Raw genomic sequence first — 26691 nt, forward strand, 5'->3', positions numbered from 1 at the left:
TATATATTTGTTAGATATACCAACAGAAAAGAATTAGTAAATTAGTAGAATATGTATACATCAGGATTATTATTTATCGGTACCAATGAGATTATTATTATCGTGGTATTGGCGTTATTGTTATTCGGGGGAAAGAAAATTCCTGAATTAATGCGTGGGTTAGGACGTGGCGTGAAAGAATTCAAAGAAGGCCAAAAAGATGATCCAAATGCTGAAAACAACACAAATACAACAGCTAATAATGATACAGTTAACAAACAAGGTTAATTCTATTCATTAAAAGATTTTATAAAGTTTCACTAGATATGTTCGTTATCTGGTGAAACTTTTTTTTTATGCTAACCAAAAGAATTGGCACAGATTGCCAACGATAAGCGAAGAACTAACACAGATAGTTTACAGTACTTAAATACTTATGAACAAAAAAATTAGTTTCCTAGTTACAATAGGCTTGTGTGTCATGAAATTGGGATACACACAGGAACAACAGTTCGAACCTCATAATTTCGGCGAAACTTTTCAGGCTAATATTATTGACCAAATTGAAAAGGACAAAGAGAAAACATTTTTATTACTCGATTCCGTAAAGCAAGTCGCAGGGAGTTCGGTGGTGTTTAATGAGGAAGATGTCAATATCGCCCAGCGTATTGCTCGAATCCAAAAAACTGTTCCTTTAGAATATAACGCTCGCGTTAAAGCCTATCTGGATAAGTATATCTCCAGAAACTACAAACCTTACATGGAAAAGTTACTCGGGCTGAGCGAGTATTATTTCCCTATTTACGATCAGATCTTTGCTGAGCAAGGATTACCACAAGAAATTCGGTATTTATCAGTCATTGAATCTTCCCTTAATCCGCATACAGTTTCCACTTCAGGAGCGGTAGGTCCATGGCAATTTATTTATGGTACTGCAAAGGTCTATAACCTGACCATGGATTCGAATTTTGATGAACGTAAGGATGTGTATTCAACGACCTATGCCGTTTCAAGTTATTTGAAAGATGCCTATGATGAATTTAACGATTGGTTATTGGCTCTTGCTTCGTATAACTGTGGTATGGGATGCGTTCGCCGTGCTATAGTGCGTTCCGGATTGAATAGCCCTAATTATTGGGAGCTTTCGCCCTATCTGCCAAAAGAAACCCAGAATTATATTCCCAAGTTTATCGCGATGACTTATGTCCTCAACCATGCTGAATTGTATGGATTGAGTACAGCTGTTAATGATTTACAATCGGATCATAAAGTGTTGATGTTGGATAAATCCATCAACATGAATCAGGTGGCTTCTGCTTTGACTTGTTCAACAGAATTGCTGAAACAATTGAATCCTGGCTACAAGCGCGATGTGGTGATTGCAAGTCCAGAAAAACAAAGAAGGTTAGTTATTCCGGTGAATGAATCCATGAGTGATTCTTTAATCTATGCAGCTTTGCACAATCAGCAGGATGAAGTTGTTCAGAAGGCGATTGCAGCTGTAGAGGTGAAAGAGGATAAAAATCATCAGGTAGTCAAGGGAGAAACCCTTCAGAGTATTTCTAAGAAATATGGAGTAAGTGTACAAAACTTAATGGCCTGGAATCATCTAACCTCTAGATCATCGATTGTAGGGCGTGAGATTGTAGTGTCAAGAGCTATTGACGAGGAGTTAACTAAAAATGTGGTTGCTGCTGTGAGTCAGGCTAAGACTGTAGCCAAAAAGAATCCAACTTATGTAACCTATGTTGTAAGAAAAGGGGATACCTTATCAGAAATTGCCGGTAAACATCGTGGAGCTACGATTGGCAAGATTAAGTCAGATAATAACCTTCGAGGGTCAAACCTTCGCATAGGTCAGAAATTGAAAATTTATAAAGGTAAAGGCTAAGAAAAAATCGAGGGATTACCTAAACAGATACTAGTAAAAATGGAAGATGCGGCTATGATAAATATGCCGCATCTTCTTGTTTATCGAATTCTTCTAAAACGACCTCTACATGTTCTTTGAGGATCGTTGAAAGTTTTAATCCATAGTAATCACTGAATACCGGGAATTGATGGTGGCTACGGTCAATTAGAACGGCTGTACGCATTCGTTTTAATGGAACGTTAAGAAAGACGCCCAAACCGTAAGCTAAGGTCCTACCGCTGTTTAAAACGTCGTCTATTAGAATAATAACTTTGTTCTTGGCAGTTTCCACAGGAACATCAGTTATTGCTTCCAGGCTACGCTTTGTTTTTTGAACAGTTACCTTGATCAGCTCATAATTTTTTTCCGGAGCAATTTCCTTTAATAACTTTTGTAGGCGTTCCGCAAACACATAACCACGGTCCGCAAGTCCAACAAGAACAATGGAAGATTCATCAAAATTGTCTTCTATGATTTGGTAAGCAATACGCTTTGACTTTTGGTGAATCTGCTCTTTATTGAGAATAAGTGTTTTCTTTGATGACATTGTTGCTTTTTCTATTCGTGTCTTATTAAAGGAATTCATGTGTATACTAGATTGTAAAATACAATTAGTACATGAATGCTTTTGATAGGGGTAAATTTAATAAAATTTTAAAAAATAAAGTCCGAAAGCATGACTTTCGGACTTTATTTAATATTATATTTTTTGTTTGATCTAGTGAAGATTGCTTTTGCCAGTAGGATTAGCATCAGCGGTCATGATACGCTCGTTATCCTCTAATTTAGGACGGCCACCATTGTAATAATATCTCTTCCAGTAAGCTTCATTAAGGTTACTTACCATCACACCTTTACTTGAAGAGGCATGTGCAAATTTATCGTCTCCTAAATAAACTCCAACATGTGTAATACTTCTACTTCTAATTTTAAAGAAAACTAGATCTCCCGCTTGTAAATCATTCTTGCGAACCGGAGTTACATTGGAATACTGATTACGGCTATTATAACCGATTGTTGTGTTGAACACATTCTCGTAAACTGCTAAAGAGAATTTTGAACAGTCAATACCTCTTTTAGAATCACCACCCAAACGGTATGGAGTTCCTAACCATTCGTAAACAAATTGATAAAGTTTTGTGTTCGTAGTAGCGTTTGATGCAACGCCCATTATTTGAGAGAAGTATTCTTTTGCTAGGTTATCAGGGTCGGAGGATTTTTGGCTGGTTTGAGCCTGCGAGAATAGACATAAGCCTATGAATAGCATCACTGCCACTAGTTTCTTTGTTTTCATTAAATCGCTAATTTATACAACCATAAGCTCTCTGAAATCTTCATTTTTTTGTAATTTTTCAAACGAGCTGAAGCAAATCTAATACATACTGTATAGAAATCAAAACATTCTTAAAGAAATTTAACAAAGTTTTAACACTTTTAACATTTGCATTTTTTCGATGTTCAACCTTCTATTTATCGAAAATCGCTCAAAAACTTGCCCTATTCTAATAAATCACCTGTTTTAATTTTTTTTTTAATTTTTTTAATAAAACTATCTGATTATCTAAAATTTAATAATATATTTGGAAAAACAAAAGCAAAATTAATGTTAAACGCATCTATTATTATTACAATTATCATTACCACCGGGGGAGAAGCCAGGAGGAAGTGACTCTATTGTATAGTAAATAGTACAGATATTAGAAGCCTTCCTCATTTTGAGGAGGGCTTTTTTTATTTTTAAAACAAACAAAACAGTAAATAATCAGAGCAACTAAAGCATGAAAATCCTAAAATTTGGCGGAACATCCGTAGGTTCCGTAGAAAGCATCAAAGCCGTATTGGCAATCGTTAAAGAATCCTTCGAAGCCGGAGAAAAACCATTGGTTGTTTTATCAGCCATGTCAGGAATCACCAACCTATTGACAAAAATGGCCGAGGATGCTTCTGAAGGCAAGTCCTTCATAGAGGATCTGAAGGTGTTGGAAGAAAAACATTTTGAAGTCGTTAAGAAATTAATCGCTGTAAAATTCCAAAACCCAGTATTGACCAGACTTAAATTATTGGTCAATGAACTTGAAGATCTTTTACAAGGTGTCGCAGCTCTCAAAGAGTTAAGCAATCAAAGCAAAGACCTGATCATTTCCTATGGCGAGCGTTGCAGTAATTATTTGGTTGCTAAAATCATGGAACAAGAAGTTCCTGAAGCTGAATATATTAATGCCTCGCATTATGTAAAAACAGACTCCAACTTTGGAAATGCTCATCTAAATGAACCCTTAACAACTCAATTAATTCAAGCCCTTGCTCAAACCCATGCTGATAAACTCCTATTTGTAACTGGATTTATCGGTTCGAATGAGAGAGGTAGAATTACAACATTAGGCCGTGGGGGATCAGACTATACAGCGGCTATTTTCGGTTCGGTGCTCAATGCTTCCGCCATCGAAATATGGACTGACGTAAATGGAATGTTGACTGCGGATCCTCGTATTGTTAAAAAAGCATTCTCATTGCCAGTTTTATCTTATACAGAGGCAATGGAACTATCCTATTTTGGGGCGAAGGTGATTTATCCTCCGACAATGGTTCCAGCCTTCATGAAGAAAATCCCAATTGTTATCCGCAATACCTTCCAACCGAAGTTTCCAGGAACGGTTATTCAATTCGAAACAGGGAAGGCAGCATTTCCAATCAAAGGGATATCTTCTATCTCTGATGTTTCAGTTATCAATCTGACAGGTAGTGGAATGGTTGGCAAATCAGGCTTCAGCGGTAGGTTATTTACCTTGTTGGCGAGAGAGCAGATCAATGTGATCTTGATTACGCAGTCTTCTTCTGAACATAGCATCACCTTTGCAGTAAATCCAAGTGATTCCCAAAAAGCAGTTAATCTAATCCAGAATGAGTTTGAATTGGAGCTACTGGCTAATAAACTCGCTATGCCGGTGGTCGAGGATAATTTATCCATCTTGGCAATCGTAGGAGAGAACATGAAGCGTACTCCAGGGATGTCAGGTAAATTATTCCATGCTTTAGGTAGAAATGGTATCAATGTCCGTGCAATAGCGCAGGGCTCCTCTGAATTTAATATCTCTGTTATTATCAATAAGGAAGATTTGTCAAAAGCACTAAATGCAGTGCATGATGCCTTCTTCGCAGAGTTGAAAAAGACGCTGCATGTCTTTAATATAGGTACTGGAAATATTGGCTCTACCTTGTTCAGTCAATTACATAAACAACATTCCTTCCTTGAAGAACAAAATGATGTTGAGATTAAAGTTGTGGGTATTTCAAATTCTAGACGCATGTATTTCAATGCTGATGGGGTTGATTTAGGCAACTGGCAAGCAGAAATGGATGCAAATGGAGAGGTAGCTGACTTAGCAACCTTTATCTCAAAAATGCAGGAAATGAACTTGCCAAACTGTGTATTTATCGATAATACAGCAAGCAAGCTTCCGGCAACTTATTATGAGAATATATTTAAATCCAATATTTCAGTTGTAACCTGTAATAAGATCGCCAATTCTGGAGAATATGCACAATACAAATTACTTCATGAAACAGCCCGCAAACATGGGGTTGATTTCTTCTATGAAACTAATGTTGGTGCAGGCTTGCCTATCGTTCGTGTCTTGAAAGACCTGATGATGAGTGGTGACCAATTATTGAAAATTGAAGCTATTCTTTCAGGAACAATCTCTTATATCTTTAATAACTTTAAAGGGGATGCATCCTTCTACGATGTGGTGAAAAAAGCACAGGAACTGGGATACACTGAACCGGACCCACGAGACGACCTTGGTGGAATTGATTTTATGAGAAAGATGTTGATTCTGGGCCGTGATGCTGGTTATCCAATTGAGTCTTCAGATGTACAGTTAGGAAATATCCTCCCTGAGAGTTGCTTGAAAGCTTCTTCGGTGGATGAGTTCTATGCAGAATTATTGAAAGCGGATGATTTCTTCAATAACATCAAGCAAGAAGCAGAGCAGCAAGGAAAGGTAATTCGTTATATCGGAACCCTGGAGAATGGTAAAGTTGCCATCAGCTTACAGATGGTCGATGAGAGTCATCCTTTTTATGCCCTATCTGGTAGTGACAATATTATCTCATTTACTACGGAACGTTATAAGGAAAGACCATTGGTGGTGAAAGGACCAGGCGCAGGGGCAGAGGTGACAGCAGCTGGTGTATTTGCCGATTTAGTCAATGTAGGTGCATAATTCAAAATCATAAAAACTAAGAACATGTCAAATCCTGAACAATTAATAAAAAAGGAAAATACATTGAATCCAGATAATTGGTTAAAAGAAGTACGAGTTTTTGCACCTGCAACAGTGGCAAATATGATTTGTGGCTTCGATATTTTGGGTTTTGCAGTTGAAAAACCTGGCGATGAGGTATTCATGCATCAGGTGGAAGAGGTAGGGGTTAGAATCCGCTCGATCAAAGGAGACGATGGCCGTTTGCCATTAGATCCTGATAAAAATACAGTGAGTGCTTGTGTAAAAATGCTTTTGAATCACCTAGGGATTGAAAATGAAATAGGAGTTGAAATCGATTTAATCAAACACATGCCAATTGGTAGTGGATTAGGTTCCAGTTCCGCGAGTACGGTTGCCGGATTATTTGCCATCAATGCTTTGCTAGGAAACCCATTGACCAAAAACGAACTTATGCCATTTTGTGTGGAAGGAGAAAGATTGGCTTGTGGCCATGGACATGCTGATAATGTCGCTCCGGCATTGATGGGTGGTATCACCTTGATTCGTGGATACGAACCTTTGGATATCATCAGTTTGCCCGTTCCTGAAGATTTAGTTGCCGGAATCGTGTTCCCGCAAGTGGATGTTCCGACAAGGGATGCCAGGCAGTTGATCAAAGAGAAAGTATCATTAAAAGATGCTGTCAATCAATGGGGAAATATCGCAGGATTGGTTGCGGGCTTATATAGAAGCGATTATGATCTTATTGGTCGAAGCATGCACGATGTGTTGATTGAACCAACCAGAGCAATATTGATCCCGGAATTCTATGAGATGAAACGAATCGCTATGGAAGCTGGAGCTTTGAGCTTTGGTATCTCCGGATCGGGACCATCTGTAGTTGCAATCAGCAAAGGTGCTGAGGCAGCTCAATTGGCAGTGGACCGTATTCAGGAACATTTAACAGCGAATGGAATTGAAAGTTTACAGTTTGTATCTGCTGTAAACGCTGAAGGACCAAAAATTCTTTCTTAAATCTAAACTTATTACCATGCAATTTTATAGTACAAACAATAAAAATCTAAGAGTATCCTTCCAAGAAGCCGTTTTCAATTCTCTGCCTCAGGACAAGGGACTTTATATGCCTGAAAATATCCCCTCTTTAGATCCATATTTCATAAAAAATATTCAGCAATATTCATTTCAGGAAATTGCTTTTCAGATTGCGAATGCCATTATTGGCGACGATATCCCTGAGAAAGACCTGAAAGCTATCATCGAGGATGCGATTAATTTTGATGCACCATTGAGATTCCTTAGTCCTGAAACTGCAGTTTTAGAACTTTTCCATGGACCTTCCTATGCATTTAAGGATTTCGGCGCAAGATTTATGAGCCGGGTTATGGGCTATTTCTCGAAACAAGGCGATCAGTTATTAGATGTCTTGGTGGCTACTTCAGGAGATACCGGTGGGGCAGTGGCCTTAGGTTTCCTTGGCGTTGAAGGCACGAGAGTGACAATCCTATACCCTAAAGGTAAAGTATCCAAGGTTCAGGAAGAACAATTGACTACTAATGGACAAAACATCAGAGCCTTGGAAGTGGAAGGAACGTTTGATGATTGCCAAGCTTTGGTCAAACAAGCATTCAATGATCCTGAATTAAATCAAAAGCTAAGACTTACCTCTGCTAATTCAATCAATATCGCACGATTAATCCCGCAAACCTTCTATTACTTCTGGGCTTATGCTCAGTTGAAGTCGCAAGGAATGGGTGAAGTCGTTTTCACTGTGCCAAGTGGAAACTTTGGAAATATTGGTGCGGGCTTATTAGCTTATAAAATGGGCTTGCCCGTTTCGCATTTTGTCGCTGGAACCAATGTTAATGATACGGTACCTCGTTTCTTAAATTCAGGACTGTATGAGCCTAAGGCCTCTGTACAAACTCTGGCAAATGCAATGGATGTTGGAAACCCAAGCAACTGGGTGCGGATTCAAGATCTTTTCCAAAATAACCTTTCCGAATTGCAAGGAATGATTAGTTCATACACCTACAATGATGAAGAAACGAAAAAAGGAATGGATGAGCTGTATGAGCAATTCAAATATGTGGCTTGTCCTCACACAGCAATTGCATATCTAGCCTCTAAAGCTTACCGGAAAGACCATCCTGGTGAATATGCATCGGTGTTCCTATCCACAGCGCATCCATGTAAATTCCCAGAAGCTATTTCAGAAGAGGTCTATAAAGAAGTTAAACTTCCAGCAGGAGCAGAGAAGCTCCAAGGATTACCGAAGTTAGCTGAAGAATTAAAAGTAGATTACGACGCTTTCAAAGCTTATTTGATTGAGAACAATTAATATCTTCTATACTTAAAAAAGGATCAATACGGGTAATATCGTATTTGATCCTAATTTATTACGGTAGTGAAAAGTTTCATAAGTTGTTTATTAGATGGTTATATGAATTTAATGAAAATAATTATTGAAAAAGAATAAATGATCCAACATTAAGAAAAGTGTGGAGGTAAAATCAAGAAAAGATGGATGTTATTCAAAGTTTTTTATTCCATGATGAATTAATTTCTTTCAATTCTATTTATTTTTGCAGTCATGAATAAAATAATCCTGAACAAAGGAAAGGATAAAGCCGCTTGGCAATTACATCCATGGGTCTTTTCCGGTGCAATCTCAGCTGCCCTGGGGAAACCGCAAAATGGAGATATCGTTTCTGTTTTTAATATAGAAGATGAGTTTATTGCCTACGGAATTTATAACGGAAACTCTAGGGTTGCTGTCCGTTTATTGGAATGGGATCCTCGAAATGAAATTAATGAGCAATGGTGGCGAAATCGTGTAACCAAGGCCGTTAATAACCGTAAGTTCCTCTTGAATGAACAAAATAATACGGTCCGTTTGATTTTCGCTGAAGCTGATTTCCTGCCAGGCTTAATCGCCGATAAATATGCTGATTTTATCTCTGTTCAGGTGCATTCTGCTGGAATCGAAAGGGTTAAGGATATAATTGTAGATCAGTTAATGCAGTTATTGCAACCACAAGGGATTTATGAACGTAGTGATTTAAAGTCTCGTGAATATGAAGGCTTGCCGGATACCAATGGAAAATTATTCGGAATTATGCCGCCTGAATTTGTGGATGTAATCGAGAATGGAATACATTATCAGGTCAATATCGCTGAAGGGCAGAAATCTGGATTCTATTGTGATCAAAGAGAAAATAGAGCCATTACAGCAAAATATACCAAAGGTAAATCGGTATTGGATTGTTTCTGTTATTCCGGAGGATTTACATTGAATGCATTCCATGAGGGCGCTACTTCTGTGACCTCTGTAGATAGTTCTGCTTTGGCAATTGATACCCTTAAAAACAATGTAAAGAATAATGGCTTCGATAGCAGCAAACATATTGCAGTGCAATCGGATGTCAATAAATATTTGAGAGAGCTGGGTGAAAAAGGTGAGAAGTTTGACCTAATCGTCCTGGATCCACCAAAATATGCTCCATCAAGAGCAACCCTAGAAAAAGCTTCTCGAGCGTATAAAGATTTAAACCGCCGTGGATTAATGCTTCTAAACAGTGGCGGACTGTTAGCAACATTCTCCTGTTCTGGAGCCATGGATATTGAAACTTTTAAACAAGTGATTGCCTGGGCTGCATTGGATGCCGGCAAAGAAATTCAGTTTATCTATCAATACTGCCAACCCGAAGATCATCCCGTTAGAGCTTCTTTCCCTGAAGGTGAATACTTGAAAGGATTATTGGTCAGAGTAGTCTGATTTAAATAGAATTTAGATGTGAGATATTAGATTTGAGATTTGAGAAATTTCTGACGATAATTTAACCCGTTTAATATCACAATTCTCACATCTCACTTCTCATATCTAATAAACAAACAAAACCGCCTCAGAAAAACTGAGGCGGTTTTGTTTGTTTATTATTTTATCAGATTCAACCAGGCTTCAGCCATAAGGTTGGCACCTGCCATCGTGGTGTGAACTCCATCTGTTGTCCAATAGCCACCATCTTTATTTCTTTTTAATCCTTGATCGAAGATCGTTTGATACGGTAAGAATATAGCCCCATATTCCTGAGCAATTTCTTTGGCGGCATTCAAATATTTTGGAAATTCAGGATACCATGCATCCGTTACATGTTTTACATTTTTAACACCGAAAGGTTCAATGATAATCAACTTAACATCTGGAAGGGCAGCTTTTGTTTTATCAAGTAACTCTTTGTATTGGGCTTTGTATTGCTCAGGTGAGTTTTTCGCACCGCTATCCATTGTTCTCCAAAAATCATTTACCCCAATCATAATACTTAGAATATTAGGCTTTAGATCCAAAGCATCAGTTTGCCAACGATTGATTAGGTCAGGAACTCGGTTACCACTGATACCGCGGTTATAAACCTTGATATCCTTATCTGCATATTTATTTAACAAAGTACTTGCTGCCATGAATGCATAGCCGTTTCCGAAGGCATTGCCATCATTTGGCTTTAGGTTCTCTCTATTACGACCAGCATCTGTAATGGAGTCGCCTTGAAATAAGATGACATCCCCTTTATTGATCGTTAATTTTGCTTTAGCACCGGTTGAAAAGTCAATAGCATTTGCTAAGGAAGTCCCTAAGCCGGCTGCTCCCAAAGTCAACAAGCTCTTCTTTAAAAAGTCTCTTCTGTTTTCCATTGTTTATAATAACTAGGTTGATTGTGTTAAAGCAATTTACCTATTCTAACAGAATTTTTCAATCCCTTCCCTAATTATTTTGCAGGAATGTATAATTTCCTCATCACTGATGGTCAGTGGTGGAGCTACTCTTAAAGCAGTTTCACAGTGCAGATACCAGTCAATAATTAATCCCTGACTTGCACAATAATTACTGACTTGATACACTTGGTCAAAGTTCTCCAATTGAAGACACATCATTAATCCCAAGCCACGGATTTCTTTTATCTGCGGAATATTGAGTTCTGCTCTGAATAAATTCGCTTTCCGCTCCACATCCTCAACTAATTTCTCATCTCGAATGACTTTTAGGGAGGTGCGAGCAGCTGCACAACTTACAGGATGTCCACCAAAGGTTGTAATATGACCAAGCATGGGGTTAGATTTGATGACATCCATCATTCCTTTTGGAGCAACAAAGGCACCTAATGGCATTCCCCCACCTATTCCTTTAGCTAACATTAAAATATCTGGAATTATTCCGAAGTGCTCAAAAGCAAAAAGTTTTCCTGTTCTGCCAAATCCTGTTTGGATTTCATCAAATATCAATAGAGCACCAGTTTCAGTACATTTCTGGCGCAAGGCCTGCATGTATTCCTTGCTTGGAACTCGAACACCTGCTTCACCTTGGATTGCTTCCACTATGACTGCTGCGGTTTTATTTGTAATCTTATCCAAGTCAGTAGGGCTATTATATTCTATAAATGAAACCTCAGGCAATAGGGGAGCATAAGCTTCCCGGTACTCATCATTCCCAATTAAACTTAATGCTCCTTGGGTACTGCCATGGTAGGCTTGCTTGGCAGCGATGATCTCCCTGCGGCCTGTAAATTTCTTGGCGACCTTCATCGATCCTTCAACAGCTTCAGCACCAGAATTGGTGAAATAAACCGATTGAAAGCTTTCTGGAAGAACTTCTAGAAGTTCTGTAGCAAACTGGACTTGCGGGGCTTGAACAAATTCGCCATACACTGTCACGTGCATGAAGCGATCTAATTGTTCTTGAATGGCTTTTAATACTTGTGGATGTCTATGGCCAATGTTGCTCACATTGAAACCAGAAACTAAATCAATATATTTCTCTCCGTTTGGCCCATAGAGGTAAACTCCTTCAGCACGGTCAATTTCTAATAATCTTGGTGAGTCTGAAGTTTGGGCAGTGTTTTTTAGGAAGAGTTCTCTATTACTTATCATGATGTTGCAAAGATAGGGATAAAGGCAACAAACCTATAACTTATCCTATTGGAAAATAGTTTAGGCACATCAAAAAAAAGAAGCTCTAAATGGAGAGCTTCTTTCTTAATGTCTTCTACTGTTGAGTTCTTTGTAGAGCAGTTCAATAAATTCCTGTTCTACGGCAAAGAACTGTGATGCTCGGGCTTGCCCGACGACATCAGCAAACTTCGCCCGATATTTCTTCTTTATGTCGACCTCTTGTGCATCAAATTCAATAACATCATTATTTGATCGAAAGGAATTTCCTTGGGATTTAGAATTCTGATGTCCTTGCGATTTCTTTGATTTCACACTTCTGATTTCTTTCGAATACATATTGTATAAGGGAAAGAACTGTTGTGCTTCCACTGGTGTTAACCGTAATTGTTTAGAAATATAAGCAGCCTTTTGGCGTTCAATAGCATCAAACCTTTCCTGACGTGACTGTCCATTCGCAACAAAACAAGCTATACAAATCAAACAAATTGTTGAAATAATATGTTTTAAACGAATCATTATAAATTATAATTTAAGTAATCTTCTAAAACTTCCTTATCAATCCCAGATCCCACCTCTTTTGACTCTTCTGGTTGATAGATATACTCAGCATAGTATTCTAGATCAGAAGCATCGCTGTAATTGGAAAGGTAGTTGATAATTTCATCCTCAGGGATTTCATTCAACGACATCATTTCCGTTTTCATTGGTTGATTCTGATCTGCATTATATACAGATACAGCAACTATTGCAGCAACGCATGCAGCCGCAGCGGATGTCAACCAAGTAAAGACTTTTCTCTTCTTCCCAGATACTGAAGTTTCAGACTCATTACGTGAAGGCATTTGAATAACCTTCTTGTCCTGTACTTTGTCAAGAATAGCATTTGACATCTGATCAAAATATCCCGCAGGTACTTCAAATCCTTCTGTCGCTACCTGTGTCTTCAATTCCTCCGTATAAATCGAAGCCATGATTTGATCATCTGCCTCTTCAAAATAACCTTCAGGAACTGTAAATCCAGGTTCTGCTATTTCTAGGGTTAACTCTTCTTCTTCAATTCTGTTTAGAATCCGAGCAGTCAAGTTATCAAAGTAACCAGCCGGAATATCATTTTCTTCCATCGCTTTCACCTCTTCAATATGAACTTGGGAAAGGATTTGCTCGCTCATTTGATCAAAATAACCCTCAGGAACATTGAAGGCAGCAACGTCTCTATACTGGTCAATCTTTATCTGACCTAATAGTTGCGATTCTTGTTGTTCAAAGAATCCACGAGGGGTGCTCAATCCTACTTTTCCTGTGTCTGAAATCTGATCAAGTTTAGCGAAGAATAAACTTCTTTCGGTTAGCTTTTCAAAGTAATTTTCAGGTACAATGAAAGGGTTGACACGCAACGAGTTAGGCAGTTGGTTGTCTCCTAAATTTTCGTAATATGTGTTATTTTCTTTCATAGTACCATAATAGATGGTTTTTGCGGCAAAAGGTTTAATCGTTTGAGGCAAAAAAGTTCTCTATTTTTTTAACTGCTAAATGGTATGAAGCCTTTAATGCTCCTACGCTTGTTCCTAACACTTCGGATATTTCCTCGTATTTCATATCCTCGAAATACTTCATGTTAAAAACCAAACGCTGTTTATCAGGCAAGGTTAATAAGGCCTGTTGTAGCTTCATCTGTGCCTTGTCACCATTGAAATAGGCGCCGTCAGCCAATGAATCTGCTAAATAAGCAGAGTTTTCATCATCCAATGAAACACTCTGCTTTTGTTTTTTCTTGTTCAAAAAGGTAATACACTCATTGGTAGCAATGCGGTATAACCAAGTGTACAATTGAGAATCTTCCCTGAATTTCTCAAGATTACGCCATACTTTGATAAATATATCTTGTACAACATCATCAGCATCGTCATGGTCTATGACCATTCGTCTGACATGCCAATAAATCTTTTGCTGATATTTTTTTAGCAGTAAACGGAATGCCTCTTCTCGAGTCTTTTCATCCGCAAACTTGGCTATTATCAGGGAATCTTCCATAGATTGTTATTTTCTTGTAATTACTTTACGTACTGCATTTACAATGTTTGCAGCATTTAATCCGTATTTCTCCATCAATTGTGCTGGAGTACCCGATTCGCCAAAGCTATCGTTTACTGCAACATACTCTTGTGGAGTAGGTAATTTCTGTGCCAATAATTGGGCCACACTGTCGCCAAGTCCACCCAAACGATTGTGTTCCTCTGCGGTAACAACACAACCAGTCTTCGTAACTGACTTTAATACAGCTTCTTCATCCAATGGTTTAATCGTGTGGATATTGATGATTTCAGCACTGATACCTAATTTCTCCAATTCCTCACCCGCTTGGATCGCTTCCCAAACCAAGTGACCTGTAGCAATAATCGTTACATCTGTCCCTTCGTTTAACATAACTGCCTTGCCAATCTCAAATTTTTGATCCGCAGGAGTGAAGTTAGGAACTACTGGACGACCAAAACGTAAATATACAGGACCTTCATGGTCTACTAACGCAACAGTAGCTGCCTTTGTTTGGTTGTAATCACATGGATTGATCACAGTCATTCCTGGCAACATCTTCATTAATCCGATATCTTCCAAAATCTGGTGTGTAGCTCCGTCTTCACCTAGGGTTAAGCCCGCGTGTGAAGCACAGATTTTTACATTCTTACCTGAATAAGCAATGGATTGACGGATCTGGTCATAAACACGACCAGTAGAGAAGTTCGCAAATGTTCCTGTGAATGGAATCTTACCACCAATGGTAAGTCCTGCAGCAATACCCATCATGTTAGCTTCCGCAATACCAATTTGGAAGAAACGCTCAGGATAAGCTTTTATAAAGTCGTTCATTTTTAATGAACCAATCAAGTCAGCACATAAGGCTACTACGTTCTCATTTTTCTGACCAGCTTCTAATAATCCGGCGCCGAAACCTGAACGTGTATCTTTTGATTCTGTGTATGTATATTTTTTCATTACTAATACTATCGTGTAATCAATGATTAATAATCACCTATCGTTCTAGGGATTTGGTTTAATGCAGATTCTAATTGCTCATCATTTGGAGCAACACCATGCCATTTATGTGAACCCATCATGAAATCAACTCCTGACCCCATTTCTGTGTGTAATAAAATGATAACTGGTTTTCCTTTTCCTGTACGTGATTTAGCCTCATCTAATCCTGCGATTACTGATGCCATATCATTTCCTTTATCTACCTCTAAAACATCCCATCCAAATGCTTCCCATTTCGCACGTAGGTTGCCCAATGATAATACATCATCAGTAGAACCATCAATTTGAGCACGGTTATAATCTACAGCAGCAATAATGTTATCTACTTTATTGTGCGGAGCATACATCGCAGCTTCCCAAACCTGTCCTTCTTGCAATTCCCCATCACCCATCAATACATAAACTAAATTGTTGTCTTTGTTCAACTTTTTAGCTTGTGCCGCACCTAACGCAACTGATAAGCCTTGGCCTAATGAACCCGAAGCAATACGAATTCCTGGAAGATGCTCATGCGTAGTCGGGTGACCTTGAAGACGGGAGTTGATTTTTCTGAAAGTAGCAAGTTCGCTCACTGGAAAATATCCAGCTCTAGCCAAGGTACTGTAGAAAACTGGAGAAATGTGACCGTTTGACAAGAAGAAAATGTCTTCCCCAATGCCATCCATGTTAAAAGATGGGTCATTTTTCATTGCGTGGAAATACAAGGCCACAAAATAATCAGTACAGCCCAAGGATCCACCCGGGTGACCTGATTGGCATGCATGTACCATACGAACGATGTCTCTTCTTACTTGCGAAGCGATCTGTTCTAGTTTGTTTATATCTGCACTCATTTTAATTATAAAGTTTCGATTATTTTGCCGATAAAGGTAGTGATTTTTAATGGAGTGCCCTTGAAAAAGCTGAATTATTTAGCCCTTAATCCCAACTTCTAAAAGATTTTTGTCCACAATTCACATTTATGAAATTTTTAATATTCAGGTTCGCATGGAATTATTCGGAATTTACAAAAAATAATAGAAATGTTTAGAAAAACTAAAACATGCCCGAAACCAATTACCCCTAAGAAAGAGATAGCTCCTGAAATTTTATCAGAAAAGAAAAAGCCTGATTTCTCAATCAGGCTTTCCCATTTATTTCTTCAAGTATCTAATAATTAATATTAATTATTATAAATACTAAATACTAAATACTAAATACTAAATACTAAATACTAAATACTAAATACTACATCGCATTTGCAACCACTTCTTCAACTTCAGGAACCATACGTTTCAATAAACCTTCGATTCCAGCTTTCAAAGTGATGGTTGAAGATGGACAGCCTGAACATGAACCACGAAGCTCAACCGTAACTGTTCCATTGTCAAATGATTTATAAGCAATAGCTCCACCATCTTGTTCTACAGCAGGACGTACATAGTCGTGTAGCACTTGTTGAATCTTAACTTCAACCTCAGAACCTTCAAAATTAATCTCTTCAGAATGTTCTTCAGGTTTAACCGCCAATTCTGACTCTACAGCTCCTTTAACGAATTCCTTTAATAAGGCTTCGATATCATCCCATTCCGCATCCTCAGTTTTGGTGATTGTAACGAAGTTACTCGCAAAGAAAACTCCATTTACAAAGTTGAATTTGAATAATTCCCTTGCAAATGCAGATTCCTGAGCTTTTTCTCTATCTGGGTAATCCAAGCTCCCATTAATCAACAATTTGTTGACCAAGAACTTCATCGTCGCTGGATTAGGAGTACTTTCTGTATATACGTTAATAGTTGCCATGTATTCAAGTTGTAATTAAAGATACAAATATACTGTTTAATCTAGTTGCTATACGTCATTACTGCGTAAAAGCTTATAACTTAACCCCAGTATAGTTACTTGGGGAAATTGCTTTCAGCTCTTCTTTGACCTCATCTGTAACATTCAGTTGATCCACAAATACCGCAATGGTATCTTTGGTCACATGACTGTTTGTACGAGTAAGGTCCTTTAATGCTTCGTATGGTTTTGGATATCCTTCTCTTCTTAAAATCGTTTGAATCGCTTCTGCCACAACTGCCCAGTTGTTTTCCAAATCCTCTTGGAATGCTGTTTCATTCAATATTAACTTTCTTAAACCTCTTAATGTCGATTTAATAGCAATTAACGTGTATGAAAATGGAACTCCTATATTTCTTAAAACTGTAGAATCCGTTAAGTCTCTTTGTAATCTTGAGATTGGAAGTTTTGCCGCAAGGTGCTCAAAAACAGCATTAGCTAAGCCTAAGTTACCCTCTGCATTTTCGAAATCAATAGGGTTGACCTTATGTGGCATTGCCGATGATCCAATTTGACCCGCAGTGATCTTTTGTTTGAAGTAATCCATGGATATATAAGTCCAGATATCACGACATAAATCAATTATGATATTATTGATCCGTTTCATTGCATCACAGCTTGCCGCAAAATTGTCGTAATGCTCAATTTGTGTGGTAGTTTGGGAACGGTCAAGACCTAATACTTCATTTACAAATTTGTTTCCGAATGCTACCCAGTCATTATTTGGATATGCCACATGATGAGCATTAAAATTACCTGTTGCACCACCAAATTTTGCAGAAAATGGCACTTGATTCAACAAATGGATTTGTTTTTCAATACGCTCAATAAAAACCTTGATCTCTTTTCCCAAACGAGTAGGAGAGGCTGGTTGTCCATGGGTTCTTGCCAACATTGACACATTCTCCCATTCAGCACTCAGTTTTTTTAATTCATCGATTAATTCCTGAATCGCTGGCTGATAAACTTCTTTTAAGGCATCTTTCCAAGAGTGAGGAATCGCCGTGTTATTGATGTCCTGCGATGTTAATCCGAAATGGATAAACTCCAGGGAATCATGTAAACCTAATTTTTCAAATTCATTCTTTAAAAAGTACTCAACAGCTTTAACATCATGGTTGGTAACCTTTTCTGTATCCTTTATCCATTGAGCATCTTCCTGACTAAAATTACGGTAGATATCACGCAATTTATCATTTAAACTACCATCAAAATGGCTTAATTGAGAAATACCAGATTCCGATAAGGCAATAAAATATTCAACCTCTACTAATACTCGGTATTTGATTAAAGCGAATTCAGAAAAGTAATTCGAAAGATCTTTGCTGCTGTTATAATATCTGCCATCGATGGGTGTAATCGCAGTTAATGCTGATAAAGTCATTTTATTTTCTTTTGTACGGATGCAAAAATAAGAAATAGATGTGAGATGTGAGATATGAGATTTGTGACAGTGAGTGTCTTAATCTCAGAAATATAGAATAGAGATGTTTCTGAAGGTTAATATCTCAATACTCATATCTCACATCTCAATACTAGGAAATTAATATCTCAATACTCATATCTCAATACTAGGAAATTAATATCTCAATACTCATATCTCACATTTCAATACTACTTTACCCCAAAAACAACAAAAGCTCGTTTCTAAAACGAGCTCTTGATGTATTTTTAAAAATTTTGTTCGGATTATTGAACGTTTTTCAAAGAATCAGCGATTGAATCACCAGTAGCACGTACTGAATCAGCAACGTTTTCTAATGAATCAGCAACGTTTTCAGTTGTTGAATCTACAACGTTTGACAAAGAGTCAGCAGTAGCTTCAGTTTTAGTTTCTGCGTTGTTACAAGAAGCAACAGCGATAGTTAATGCTAAACCTAAGAATCCGAATTTGAATAAATTTTTCATTTTTAATTTTCTATTTAGTTGAAACAAATTTGTTTATTTAATTCTTAATACCCAATACCTAAAAAGGTAACCCAAGAAATAAAGTTTTTTTAAAATTTTTATTGAACCTTTTGATTTTCAGTCGTTTGATTTTAAATATTTTCCTTAAGGCAGGGCAAATATACTACTGTTTTGCTGATTTGCAACAACAAAAAACAAAAATTGTTATATTTCTGTTAATTTTTTAAAAGAATGTTATGCTAGAAAGACTACAGAATATCCTAAAGCTCATGAAATCAGTCGATTTGGAGCAATTAGACAAGATTTCAAAGAAGGTGGATTTGGCGGAAGTTTTAGGTGCTGTTTCTAAAATGGACGAAAATCAGCTTAAAATGGCCATGAAAATGTTGACCGGAAGTAAAAAGAAAAAAGATCCTCCGCCCATTAACGCTGATTTTTACGATATCTCCGCAAAACTTTCCGACGAAGATAGAGCCTTACAAATGAAAGTCAGATCTTTCCTGGAAACTGAAATTAAACCTATTGTCAATAAATATTGGCTACATGATGAGTTTCCATTTGAAATTATCCCCAAATTAAGAGAACTGAATGTCTGTGGTTATGTATATGATGGCTATGGCTGTGCAGGTGGTACATCCTTGATGGATGGAATTATCGCTGCTGAATTTGGCCGTGTCGACCCTTCAATCGCAACCTTCCTAGGTGTACAAAGTGGATTGGCAATGGGCTCCATCTATATGTGTGGATCCGATGAACAGAAAAATGAGTGGTTGCCAGCAATGCAACAACTGAATAAAATTGGAGCATTTGGACTGACAGAACCTTTGGTTGGTTCGGCAACAGCAGGTGGATTAACCACTACTTGTAAACGCGATGGCGATAATTGGGTGTTGAATGGTCAGAAAAAATGGATTGGAAATTCCACATTCTCTGATATTACCATTATCTGGGCAAGGGATCTTGATGACCAGCAAGTGAAAGGGTTCATCGTCCGTAAGGAAAACCCGGGATTTGCAGTAGAGAAGATAAAAGATAAAATGGCCCTTCGGATTGTTCAAAATGGATTAATTACTTTAACAGACTGCGTAGTGCCAGAATCTGATCGCCTGCCAAATGCCAATTCCTTCAAGGATACGGCAAAGGTATTGCAGATGACGAGGGCAGGAGTGGCCTGGATGGCCGTAGGATGTGCTAGAGGAGCTTATGAAAATGCTTTGGACTATACTATCAAAAGAGAGCAATTTGGTAAACCAATCGCCTCATTCCAATTGATTCAAAATCATTTGGTCGAAATGCTCTCAAACCTTACTGCGATGCAAACATTGGTATTCCGCTTATCTGAATTACAGGATGACGAGAAATTAAAAGATGAACATGCGTCCTTGGCAAAGGTATTCTGTACCTTAAGAATGCGAGACATTGTCTCCAAAGCCCGTGAGGTAATGGGTGGGAACGGTATCCTACTAGAATATAATGTAGCTCGCTTCCTTGCCGATGCCGAAGCTATCTATTCCTACGAAGGTACCAAAGAAATCAATTCCCTAATCGTCGGTAGAAGCATCACAGGCTTCAGCGCGTTTGTGTAAGGTAGATATGAGATTTGAGATGTGAGTATTGAGATAGTAATCGGATTAGTCTTGAGATTTGAGATATGAGTATTGAGATAGTAATTGTATTAGTATTGAGATTTGAGATAGTATCATTCTTTCTACTATCTCAAATCTCATATCTAACATCTCAAATCTGAAATAAAACAAAAACTCCTCGGTCATTTGGCCGAGGAGTTTTTGTTTTATTTCTTATCCTTATTCTGTTGAGCGGCTTGTTGAGCTCTCATCATTTCTTCCATTTTCTTTTGGAAGGAAGACTGTTTCTTTTCAGCTTTAGGTTTCTTTTTGTTTGCTTCGATTCCTGCAAGGATTTTATCGTCATTAACAAATTGACGGATAATAACCTGAGTTAAGAACGTAAGTACTGCCGATAAGAAGTAGTAGTAGTTCAAACCTGCTGGAAAGCTATTCAATACAAAGAAGAATACTAATGGCATGATGTATCCGATGTATTTCATCTGGTTGTTTACTGCACCAGATGTCGAGTTGTTATACCAAGTCGTTAACAAGGTAGTCAATGTCATCAGGATACACATAAATGAAATGTGATCAACTCCTAATAAAGGAAGAGGAGCGAAGGTTATCGGCGCATCGTATGTTGATAAATCTTTAATCCAAAGGAAGCTCTCACCACGTAATTCAAATAAATTCGGGAAGAAGAAGAAGAACGCTAAGGTGAAAGGCATTTGAAGCAACAATGGTAAACATCCACCCAATGGGTTAACACCAGCTTGTTTATAAAGCTTCATTTGCTCTTGCTGTAACAACATTGGATTGTCATCACCTACTTTGGCTTTTATCTCATCTAATTGTGGCTTTAACACACGCATCTTACCCATGGATTGGTATGATTTGTAAGTTAAAGGGAACATTAGAAGTTTTAAGAACAAGGTAAGAATCAAGATCACAATACCATAGTTCATGTTGAATCCATCTAGGAAGTCAAAAATTGGAACTGTGATAAATTTATTGATCCATCCCATTGGTCCCCAGCCCATATTAATAATCTTCTCGAATCCATTTCCTTCCGCTTTAAGCGTTTTATATTTGTTAGGACCAAAGAAGAAGCTGAAGCCATGTTGGCTATCGTTTTGTTTGTTTAAAGCTAATTCCGTTGTAGCACGATAATGCTTTACAACGCTGTCTTGCGTAATTAGTGTAGATTTAAGATCTGCATTCACAAATCCTTCCTTACTAGTCAAGATACTGGAGAAGAAATGTTGTTTGAAAGCAATCCAAGAAAGTTTCTTTTCAATCTTTTCCTCATCATCACTTGATTCTGATAAGTGGTCTACCGAACCATCATCTTCTCTATAGAAGATTGCTGATTTCTCACGCTCGGACTTTACATTACGCTCTTTCTGCAATAATGTTGTTTCCCAATTTAATAGTACTTTATTAGAATTAACATCTACTAAACTTCCAATGCCTACTGTTTTAATGTCGAATTGAACGTTGTAATCATTCCCTTTTAAGGTATAGATGTAATCAATGTATTTATCTGCAGCATATGAAAGACGCATAGTTACCGATTTGGAATCTTGTCCAGCAACTGAAACGCTAGCTCCTTGTGCTTGGAAAAATAAATCGTTCGTTTTTACAGCTTTCCCTGGGATATTGAATTCAAGACCAAAACGATTGTCATTACCTTCAAATAAGATAAGTTTTGAACCATCGAAATTAGTCTCTCCTTTTAACTCAACTGATTTTACTCGACCTCCTTTGTTGGTCAAATTAACTTTGATAAGCTCGTTCTCTAAAGTCACGATTTGTTCTGAACCTACGGAGGCTGCCCCAAATGGTTGACTTAATAAAACAGAGTCAGCAACTGCAGGAGTCACGGTAGTAGCGGCTTTTAAGGAATCGCTAATCGGAGCTAATCCGTCTTTTGCTCTTTTGATTGAATCTTGATGTTGTTGCTCTTTCTTAATCTCAGCATCAGAGGGCTTCAAAAAATAAAAAGAACCTGCCAAGATGGCGAAGATAAAGATGAAACCTAGAATGTTATTTCTATCCATTGTTTATTAATTACTATAAATATGTAGAGGTCGAAACTCTACTGTGATTTCTTATGCGTTAATGCAGCGGCTACAAAGCTAACAAAAAGTGGGTGAGGATTTACCACTGTTGACTTTAATTCTGGATGAAATTGTCCAGCAACAAAGAATGGATGGTCCTTCAATTCTACAATTTCTACTAATCCTGTGCTTGGATTGATACCTGAGGCTATCATTCCGGCATTTTCGTAATCTTTTAGATACGCATTGTTAAATTCGTAACGATGACGGTGTCTCTCCGAAATTTTTGACTTTCCATAGACCCCATACGCTTTCGTTCCTTTTTTGATCTCACAATCGTAAGCTCCTAAGCGCATCGTGCCACCCATATTTTTGATGTTCTTTTGCTCCTCCATCAAATTGATAACTGGATGTGGGGTATGCTCGTCCATTTCAAAGCTGTTTGCTCCTTTTAATCCTAGGACATTTCTACCAAATTCAATAACTGAACATTGCATTCCTAAACAAATCCCAAAGAATGGAATTTTGTTCTCACGAACGAAACGAATAGTTTCTAGCTTGCCTTCCAATCCGCGTTCTCCAAATCCCGGAGCTACTAAAACACCATCTAGGCCTTTTAATTTTTCCGATACATTCTCTTGGTTAACACTCTCAGCAGCGATATATTTTACCTTTACACGAGTCTCATTGGTCGCCCCTGCATGGATAAATGCCTCCGCTATGGATTTGTAGGCATCTGGTAATTCAACGTATTTACCAACCAAACCAATATTTACCTCGTCAGTTGGGTTTTTTAATCGGCCTAAGAATGATTTCCAGTTCTCTAAATCCGGCTCATTCTTCGTAGAAAGTTTCAATTTAGCCAAGACAGTCTTGTCCAATTGCTCTTTCAACATATTCAATGGTACATCATAAATCGTAGGTGCATCAATAGATTCCACTACGGCATTGATATTCACATTGCAAAACAATGCAAGTTTCTTGCGGATATCATTGTTTAATTTATGTTCTGTTCTACAAACTAAAATGTCTGGTTGAACACCATATTCCAATAAAGTCTTTACTGAATGTTGTGTAGGCTTAGTTTTTAACTCACCAGCTGCTGCTAGGTAAGGAACTAAAGTTAAGTGGATTACTAAAGAGTCGTTATTGCCCAACTCCCAGCGTAACTGGCGTACTGCCTCAATAAATGGTAAAGATTCAATATCACCAACAGTACCTCCTAATTCAGTGATGACGATATCATATTCTCCAGACTGTCCCAATAATAACATGCGACGTTTGATCTCATCGGTAATATGTGGAACTACCTGAACGGTTTTACCTAAATAGGCACCTGCGCGCTCTTGCTCGATCACATGGCTATAAATACGACCGGTAGTCACATTATTCGCCTGTGAGGTCGGAACATTTAAGAAACGCTCATAGTGACCTAAGTCAAGATCGGTTTCTGCACCATCTTCTGTAACATAACATTCGCCATGTTCATAAGGGTTCAACGTTCCTGGATCAATATTGATGTACGGGTCAAATTTCTGGATGGTTACTTTTAAACCACGTGCTTGGAGAAGCTTGGCAAGGGAAGCTGCAATAATTCCTTTCCCTAACGACGAAGTTACGCCGCCCGTAACAAAGATATATTTAGTCATAACAATAATGGATTTCTAACTTAGATGCCTAGATAAAAAGCATCGTTCATCTGCTCTATGTACGGGATACAAAGGTACGAAATTTTATTAAATATGGGCCAAAAAAAAACTATCCAACGCTTTTGCCCGCCTAACAAAACCATTGTCAATCACTTGAACCTTTTTTTATCCATTTTTTTACTTAAATCAGATATCTCCAGTAGTAGATTTCTGCTAACTTTATCATAAAATTGAATTTTATGGAATATAGAAGAATGGGCAAAACTGGCCTCCAGCTAAGTGCATTGTCATTTGGCTCCTGGGTTACTTTTGCTCGACAAACAGATGATAATACCAATGAAAGGCTAATGGCTCAAGCATATGAGGCCGGAGTGAACTTTTTTGATAATGCCGAAGTGTATTCTGCAGGCTTGTCTGAAGAAATGATGGGCAGGGTATTAAGAAAATTGAATTGGGATAGATCTTCCTATGTATTATCCAGTAAAGCCTTCTTCGGATGGAAAGGTGTGGATAAAAAACCAAACCAGCATGGCTTGAGTAGAAAGCATTTGATGGAAGCTTGTCATGAAGCATTGGAAAGATTGCAAGTTGAGTATTTGGATTTATACTACTGCCATCGTCCTGATCCTAATGTTCCAATTGAAGAGGTGGTGCGCACGATGAATACCTTGATCCAACAAGGGAAGATCTTTTATTGGGGAACCTCGGAATGGTCCGCTGCTGAAATCGTGGAAGCACATATGCATGCTAAAGAAATGGGATTGGAAGGACCTTCTGTTGAGCAACCTGAATATAATTTATTCAATAGAAGGAAAATCGAAGTGGATTATGCTCCTATCTTTAAAAACATCGGAATGGGAACCACCATTTGGAGTCCTTTGGCATCGGGATTATTGACAGGTAAATATAACGATGGGATTCCTGAAGGATCGAGAATGTCATTGGAAGGCTATGAATGGTTAAGGGATAAGGCGGTTGTCAATGATAAATTGAACCGGGTTAAAGCATTGGGAGATTTCGCTAATGAGTTAGGCGTATCCTTGCCAACCTTATGTATTGCCTGGTGTATTAGCAACCCGAATGTAACAACAGCAATCCTTGGGGCGACCAAAGAAAGTCAACTCACAGAAAACCTGAAAGCATTAGAGGTTTTGCCTTTGATAACGGCGGAAGTAAAGGAAAAAATAGACGAGATAATGGGAACTAAACCCGTCGTAATCCAAAATTAATTGGAAGAAAGAATCAATAAATAAGGGCTTCGCGCATTGCAAAGCCCTTAAATATAATTCTTAAAGTCTCTCGATTATCTTTTTGATTTGATACGAGCAGCTTTTCCGGTAAGACCACGTAAATAAAATAATTTCGCGCGACGTACTTTACCAATGCTGTTAACTTCGATTTTCTCAATGTTTGGAGAATTTACAGGGAAAATACGCTCTACGCCAATACCGTTAGAAATTTTACGAACGGTAAAAGTAGCATTAGCTCCTTCGCTGTTTAATTGAATTACCACACCTTGGTACACCTGTACACGCTCTTTATTTCCTTCGCGAATTTTATAATGAACGCTGATGGTATCTCCGGCTTTGAAAGCGGGATTTTCATTTTTTACTACCGCTTGTTCTTCTACAAATTTTACTAAATCCATGATTCTGAGTAATTAATAACGATATTTAACCTGTAAAAATCGGAATGCAATATTACAGCTTTATTTTGATATTTGAAAATTCTTTTTTAAAAATATTCTACTTTCCATAGAATGCCTGCAAAAGTAAATAAAATATAAAAGATTCCCATACCTATTTCACAATATCTCTGAATATTTTTGTTATTTCTTCCTTAGCCCAAATTAAACTACATAAAATGAGTTTGTTATCTTTTTGTCCTAAATTTTTAGACTCTTTCCTCTTTCTTAAATAACCAGAAGGAATAGGTTCGCATTCTCAAAATTTCTATTCTACTTATATAAGTATATTCTTTAATTGCTCATACAAATGGCCATTGGAACTCATTTCACTAATCCTATTTACTGAAATTTGAGAGCTCTTTTTAGGGGTGAAATAAAAATATTATTCAAATTATCAGATGTTTACATATAAAATGAAATTTAACTATTGGATTTAAAAAATATCCCCTTATATTTGTGCCACACAAAACAAAGGTGATACCTTTTCGGGGTGTAGCGTAGCCCGGTATCGCGCCACATTTGGGATGTGGAGGTCGTAGGTTCGAATCCTGCCACCCCGACACATAAAAGCTCGACTTTCGTCGGGCTTTTTTTGTGTCCGGGTGTGGCAGATTCGAACCGGGGTTCGATCCGTAGGAGCTTCAGGGTAAGAGTTTGGGGCTCGCGGGGCTGAAGCAATCCTGCCACCCATTGTAGTATTTAGTATTTAGACAACAGCCGCACAAAAAAGCTCGACATTCGTCGAGCTTTTTTTGTGTCCGGGTGTGGCAGATTCGAACAGGGGTCCGATCCGTGATAGGCTCACCCCTCTGCCAAATCCTAACCCTGATCAAATCTAAAAGAAAGGTATAGTCTGTTAAGTTATTGTGAAATCTAAAACATGCAATATATATAAGTCGAAA

General features: G+C 37.9%; 23 protein-coding genes and 1 tRNA gene. 9 read left to right on the plus strand and 15 right to left on the minus strand.

Features of this window, described 5'->3' with window-relative positions:
- Positions 1 to 51 precede the first annotated feature (51 nt).
- Together ACF3OC_RS04095 and ACF3OC_RS04100 are read left to right on the plus strand one after the other, a co-directional pair.
- The gene (locus ACF3OC_RS04095; protein WP_094255217.1) at positions 52 to 267 is read left to right on the plus strand and encodes a twin-arginine translocase TatA/TatE family subunit; all 216 of its coding nucleotides are present in this window, start codon (positions 52 to 54) and stop codon (positions 265 to 267) included.
- Positions 268 to 415: 148 nt separating this feature from the next.
- Entirely contained in the window at positions 416 to 1870 is a 1455-nt protein-coding gene (locus ACF3OC_RS04100) for a LysM peptidoglycan-binding domain-containing protein (RefSeq protein WP_392470958.1), read from the plus strand.
- A 52-nt stretch (positions 1871 to 1922) separates the two neighbouring features.
- On the opposite strand, the gene ACF3OC_RS04105 is transcribed toward ACF3OC_RS04100, so the two are convergent.
- Positions 1923 to 2438, minus strand: a complete 516-nt coding sequence (locus ACF3OC_RS04105; protein WP_094255715.1) for a phosphoribosyltransferase family protein — start codon at positions 2436 to 2438, stop codon at positions 1923 to 1925.
- Between the two features lie 171 nt (positions 2439 to 2609).
- Complete coding sequence (locus ACF3OC_RS04110; RefSeq protein WP_094255215.1) at positions 2610 to 3185, minus strand: C40 family peptidase; 576 nt, start codon at positions 3183 to 3185, stop codon at positions 2610 to 2612.
- Positions 3186 to 3669: 484 nt separating this feature from the next.
- On the opposite strand from ACF3OC_RS04110, the gene thrA reads away from it, so the two are divergent.
- The 4 genes from thrA (at position 3670) to ACF3OC_RS04130 (ending at position 9895) form a co-directional block, all read left to right on the plus strand.
- Positions 3670 to 6117: a bifunctional aspartate kinase/homoserine dehydrogenase I gene (gene thrA / locus ACF3OC_RS04115; protein WP_094280782.1), complete on the plus strand. Its 2448-nt coding sequence runs from the start codon at positions 3670 to 3672 to the stop codon at positions 6115 to 6117.
- A gap of 24 nt (positions 6118 to 6141) precedes the next feature.
- Positions 6142 to 7134, plus strand: a complete 993-nt coding sequence (locus ACF3OC_RS04120; protein WP_094280783.1) for a homoserine kinase — start codon at positions 6142 to 6144, stop codon at positions 7132 to 7134.
- Between the two features lie 16 nt (positions 7135 to 7150).
- On the plus strand, positions 7151 to 8458 hold the full coding sequence (thrC, locus tag ACF3OC_RS04125) for a threonine synthase (protein WP_094280784.1): 1308 nt from the start codon (positions 7151 to 7153) through the stop codon (positions 8456 to 8458).
- A gap of 252 nt (positions 8459 to 8710) precedes the next feature.
- The gene (locus ACF3OC_RS04130; RefSeq protein WP_094280785.1) at positions 8711 to 9895 is read left to right on the plus strand and encodes a class I SAM-dependent rRNA methyltransferase; all 1185 of its coding nucleotides are present in this window, start codon (positions 8711 to 8713) and stop codon (positions 9893 to 9895) included.
- 158 nt (positions 9896 to 10053) lie between these two features.
- On the opposite strand, the gene ACF3OC_RS04135 is transcribed toward ACF3OC_RS04130, so the two are convergent.
- From ACF3OC_RS04135 to ACF3OC_RS04180, 10 genes are all read right to left on the minus strand, one after another.
- The gene (locus ACF3OC_RS04135) at positions 10054 to 10809 is read right to left on the minus strand and encodes an SGNH/GDSL hydrolase family protein (protein WP_094255209.1); all 756 of its coding nucleotides are present in this window, start codon (positions 10807 to 10809) and stop codon (positions 10054 to 10056) included.
- A gap of 45 nt (positions 10810 to 10854) precedes the next feature.
- Positions 10855 to 12042, minus strand: coding sequence for an aspartate aminotransferase family protein (locus ACF3OC_RS04140; protein WP_094280786.1), 1188 nt, complete (start codon positions 12040 to 12042; stop codon positions 10855 to 10857).
- A gap of 105 nt (positions 12043 to 12147) precedes the next feature.
- The gene (locus tag ACF3OC_RS04145) at positions 12148 to 12579 is read right to left on the minus strand and encodes a hypothetical protein (protein WP_220476802.1); all 432 of its coding nucleotides are present in this window, start codon (positions 12577 to 12579) and stop codon (positions 12148 to 12150) included.
- Positions 12579 to 13514, minus strand: a complete 936-nt coding sequence (locus ACF3OC_RS04150) for a hypothetical protein (RefSeq protein WP_144043705.1) — start codon at positions 13512 to 13514, stop codon at positions 12579 to 12581. Before ACF3OC_RS04150 ends, ACF3OC_RS04145 begins: the two co-directional genes overlap by 1 nt.
- 34 nt (positions 13515 to 13548) lie before the next feature.
- Positions 13549 to 14094: an RNA polymerase sigma factor gene (locus ACF3OC_RS04155; RefSeq protein WP_094255205.1), complete on the minus strand. Its 546-nt coding sequence runs from the start codon at positions 14092 to 14094 to the stop codon at positions 13549 to 13551.
- A gap of 6 nt (positions 14095 to 14100) precedes the next feature.
- The gene (locus tag ACF3OC_RS04160; RefSeq protein WP_094255204.1) at positions 14101 to 15054 is read right to left on the minus strand and encodes a transketolase family protein; all 954 of its coding nucleotides are present in this window, start codon (positions 15052 to 15054) and stop codon (positions 14101 to 14103) included.
- Positions 15055 to 15080: 26 nt separating this feature from the next.
- A complete protein-coding gene (locus tag ACF3OC_RS04165; RefSeq protein ID WP_094255203.1) occupies positions 15081 to 15929 on the minus strand; it encodes a transketolase in 849 nt (282 codons plus the stop codon).
- Positions 15930 to 16323: 394 nt separating this feature from the next.
- Entirely contained in the window at positions 16324 to 16878 is a 555-nt protein-coding gene (locus ACF3OC_RS04170; protein ID WP_094255202.1) for a NifU family protein, read from the minus strand.
- A gap of 73 nt (positions 16879 to 16951) precedes the next feature.
- Positions 16952 to 18301 (minus strand): adenylosuccinate lyase, encoded by a 1350-nt coding sequence (gene purB, locus ACF3OC_RS04175; protein WP_094280788.1) that lies wholly within the window; start codon positions 18299 to 18301, stop codon positions 16952 to 16954.
- Between the two features lie 305 nt (positions 18302 to 18606).
- The gene (locus ACF3OC_RS04180; RefSeq protein ID WP_093098774.1) at positions 18607 to 18825 is read right to left on the minus strand and encodes a hypothetical protein; all 219 of its coding nucleotides are present in this window, start codon (positions 18823 to 18825) and stop codon (positions 18607 to 18609) included.
- A gap of 236 nt (positions 18826 to 19061) precedes the next feature.
- Here ACF3OC_RS04180 and ACF3OC_RS04185 point away from each other — a divergent pair, with 236 nt between their 5' ends.
- Complete coding sequence (locus tag ACF3OC_RS04185; protein ID WP_094255200.1) at positions 19062 to 20411, plus strand: acyl-CoA dehydrogenase family protein; 1350 nt, start codon at positions 19062 to 19064, stop codon at positions 20409 to 20411.
- Between the two features lie 206 nt (positions 20412 to 20617).
- Here the strand turns inward: ACF3OC_RS04185 and yidC are convergent, their stop codons facing one another.
- Positions 20618 to 22453 (minus strand): membrane protein insertase YidC, encoded by a 1836-nt coding sequence (gene yidC, locus ACF3OC_RS04190; RefSeq protein ID WP_094280789.1) that lies wholly within the window; start codon positions 22451 to 22453, stop codon positions 20618 to 20620.
- Between the two features lie 38 nt (positions 22454 to 22491).
- Positions 22492 to 24102 (minus strand): CTP synthase, encoded by a 1611-nt coding sequence (locus tag ACF3OC_RS04195; protein WP_094255198.1) that lies wholly within the window; start codon positions 24100 to 24102, stop codon positions 22492 to 22494.
- Between the two features lie 239 nt (positions 24103 to 24341).
- On the opposite strand from ACF3OC_RS04195, the gene ACF3OC_RS04200 reads away from it, so the two are divergent.
- Positions 24342 to 25331 (plus strand): aldo/keto reductase, encoded by a 990-nt coding sequence (locus tag ACF3OC_RS04200; protein WP_094255197.1) that lies wholly within the window; start codon positions 24342 to 24344, stop codon positions 25329 to 25331.
- A gap of 74 nt (positions 25332 to 25405) precedes the next feature.
- On the opposite strand, the gene rplS is transcribed toward ACF3OC_RS04200, so the two are convergent.
- The gene (gene rplS / locus ACF3OC_RS04205) at positions 25406 to 25750 is read right to left on the minus strand and encodes a 50S ribosomal protein L19 (protein WP_093098782.1); all 345 of its coding nucleotides are present in this window, start codon (positions 25748 to 25750) and stop codon (positions 25406 to 25408) included.
- A gap of 525 nt (positions 25751 to 26275) precedes the next feature.
- Between rplS and ACF3OC_RS04210 the strand changes: the two genes are divergently transcribed.
- Positions 26276 to 26349, plus strand: a tRNA-Pro gene (locus ACF3OC_RS04210).
- Positions 26350 to 26691: the final 342 nt, after the last annotated feature.

The sequence above is a fragment of the Sphingobacterium cellulitidis genome, assembly GCF_043187465.1.
In the GTDB taxonomy this organism is placed as follows: domain Bacteria; phylum Bacteroidota; class Bacteroidia; order Sphingobacteriales; family Sphingobacteriaceae; genus Sphingobacterium; species Sphingobacterium cellulitidis.

Excerpts from the sequence above, each read along its gene's own strand:
- ACF3OC_RS04140 (WP_094280786.1), bottom strand. The coding sequence starts at position 12,042 with ATGATAAGTAATAGAGAACTCTTCCTAAAAAACACTGCCCAAACTTCA.
- ACF3OC_RS04135 (WP_094255209.1), bottom strand. The coding sequence starts at position 10,809 with ATGGAAAACAGAAGAGACTTTTTAAAGAAGAGCTTGTTGACTTTGGGA.
- ACF3OC_RS04130 (WP_094280785.1), top strand. The coding sequence starts at position 8,711 with ATGAATAAAATAATCCTGAACAAAGGAAAGGATAAAGCCGCTTGGCAA.
- purB (WP_094280788.1), bottom strand. The coding sequence starts at position 18,301 with ATGACTTTATCAGCATTAACTGCGATTACACCCATCGATGGCAGATAT.
- ACF3OC_RS04095 (WP_094255217.1), top strand. The coding sequence starts at position 52 with ATGTATACATCAGGATTATTATTTATCGGTACCAATGAGATTATTATT.
- ACF3OC_RS04110 (WP_094255215.1), bottom strand. The coding sequence starts at position 3,185 with ATGAAAACAAAGAAACTAGTGGCAGTGATGCTATTCATAGGCTTATGT.
- ACF3OC_RS04145 (WP_220476802.1), bottom strand. The coding sequence starts at position 12,579 with ATGATTCGTTTAAAACATATTATTTCAACAATTTGTTTGATTTGTATA.
- ACF3OC_RS04105 (WP_094255715.1), bottom strand. The coding sequence starts at position 2,438 with ATGTCATCAAAGAAAACACTTATTCTCAATAAAGAGCAGATTCACCAA.
- thrC (WP_094280784.1), top strand. The coding sequence starts at position 7,151 with ATGCAATTTTATAGTACAAACAATAAAAATCTAAGAGTATCCTTCCAA.
- ACF3OC_RS04120 (WP_094280783.1), top strand. The coding sequence starts at position 6,142 with ATGTCAAATCCTGAACAATTAATAAAAAAGGAAAATACATTGAATCCA.
- ACF3OC_RS04150 (WP_144043705.1), bottom strand. The coding sequence starts at position 13,514 with ATGAAAGAAAATAACACATATTACGAAAATTTAGGAGACAACCAACTG.
- thrA (WP_094280782.1), top strand. The coding sequence starts at position 3,670 with ATGAAAATCCTAAAATTTGGCGGAACATCCGTAGGTTCCGTAGAAAGC.
- ACF3OC_RS04180 (WP_093098774.1), bottom strand. The coding sequence starts at position 18,825 with ATGAAAAATTTATTCAAATTCGGATTCTTAGGTTTAGCATTAACTATC.
- ACF3OC_RS04160 (WP_094255204.1), bottom strand. The coding sequence starts at position 15,054 with ATGAAAAAATATACATACACAGAATCAAAAGATACACGTTCAGGTTTC.
- rplS (WP_093098782.1), bottom strand. The coding sequence starts at position 25,750 with ATGGATTTAGTAAAATTTGTAGAAGAACAAGCGGTAGTAAAAAATGAA.
- ACF3OC_RS04165 (WP_094255203.1), bottom strand. The coding sequence starts at position 15,929 with ATGAGTGCAGATATAAACAAACTAGAACAGATCGCTTCGCAAGTAAGA.
- ACF3OC_RS04100 (WP_392470958.1), top strand. The coding sequence starts at position 416 with ATGAACAAAAAAATTAGTTTCCTAGTTACAATAGGCTTGTGTGTCATG.
- ACF3OC_RS04185 (WP_094255200.1), top strand. The coding sequence starts at position 19,062 with ATGCTAGAAAGACTACAGAATATCCTAAAGCTCATGAAATCAGTCGAT.
- ACF3OC_RS04155 (WP_094255205.1), bottom strand. The coding sequence starts at position 14,094 with ATGGAAGATTCCCTGATAATAGCCAAGTTTGCGGATGAAAAGACTCGA.
- ACF3OC_RS04200 (WP_094255197.1), top strand. The coding sequence starts at position 24,342 with ATGGAATATAGAAGAATGGGCAAAACTGGCCTCCAGCTAAGTGCATTG.
- ACF3OC_RS04195 (WP_094255198.1), bottom strand. The coding sequence starts at position 24,102 with ATGACTAAATATATCTTTGTTACGGGCGGCGTAACTTCGTCGTTAGGG.
- ACF3OC_RS04170 (WP_094255202.1), bottom strand. The coding sequence starts at position 16,878 with ATGGCAACTATTAACGTATATACAGAAAGTACTCCTAATCCAGCGACG.
- yidC (WP_094280789.1), bottom strand. The coding sequence starts at position 22,453 with ATGGATAGAAATAACATTCTAGGTTTCATCTTTATCTTCGCCATCTTG.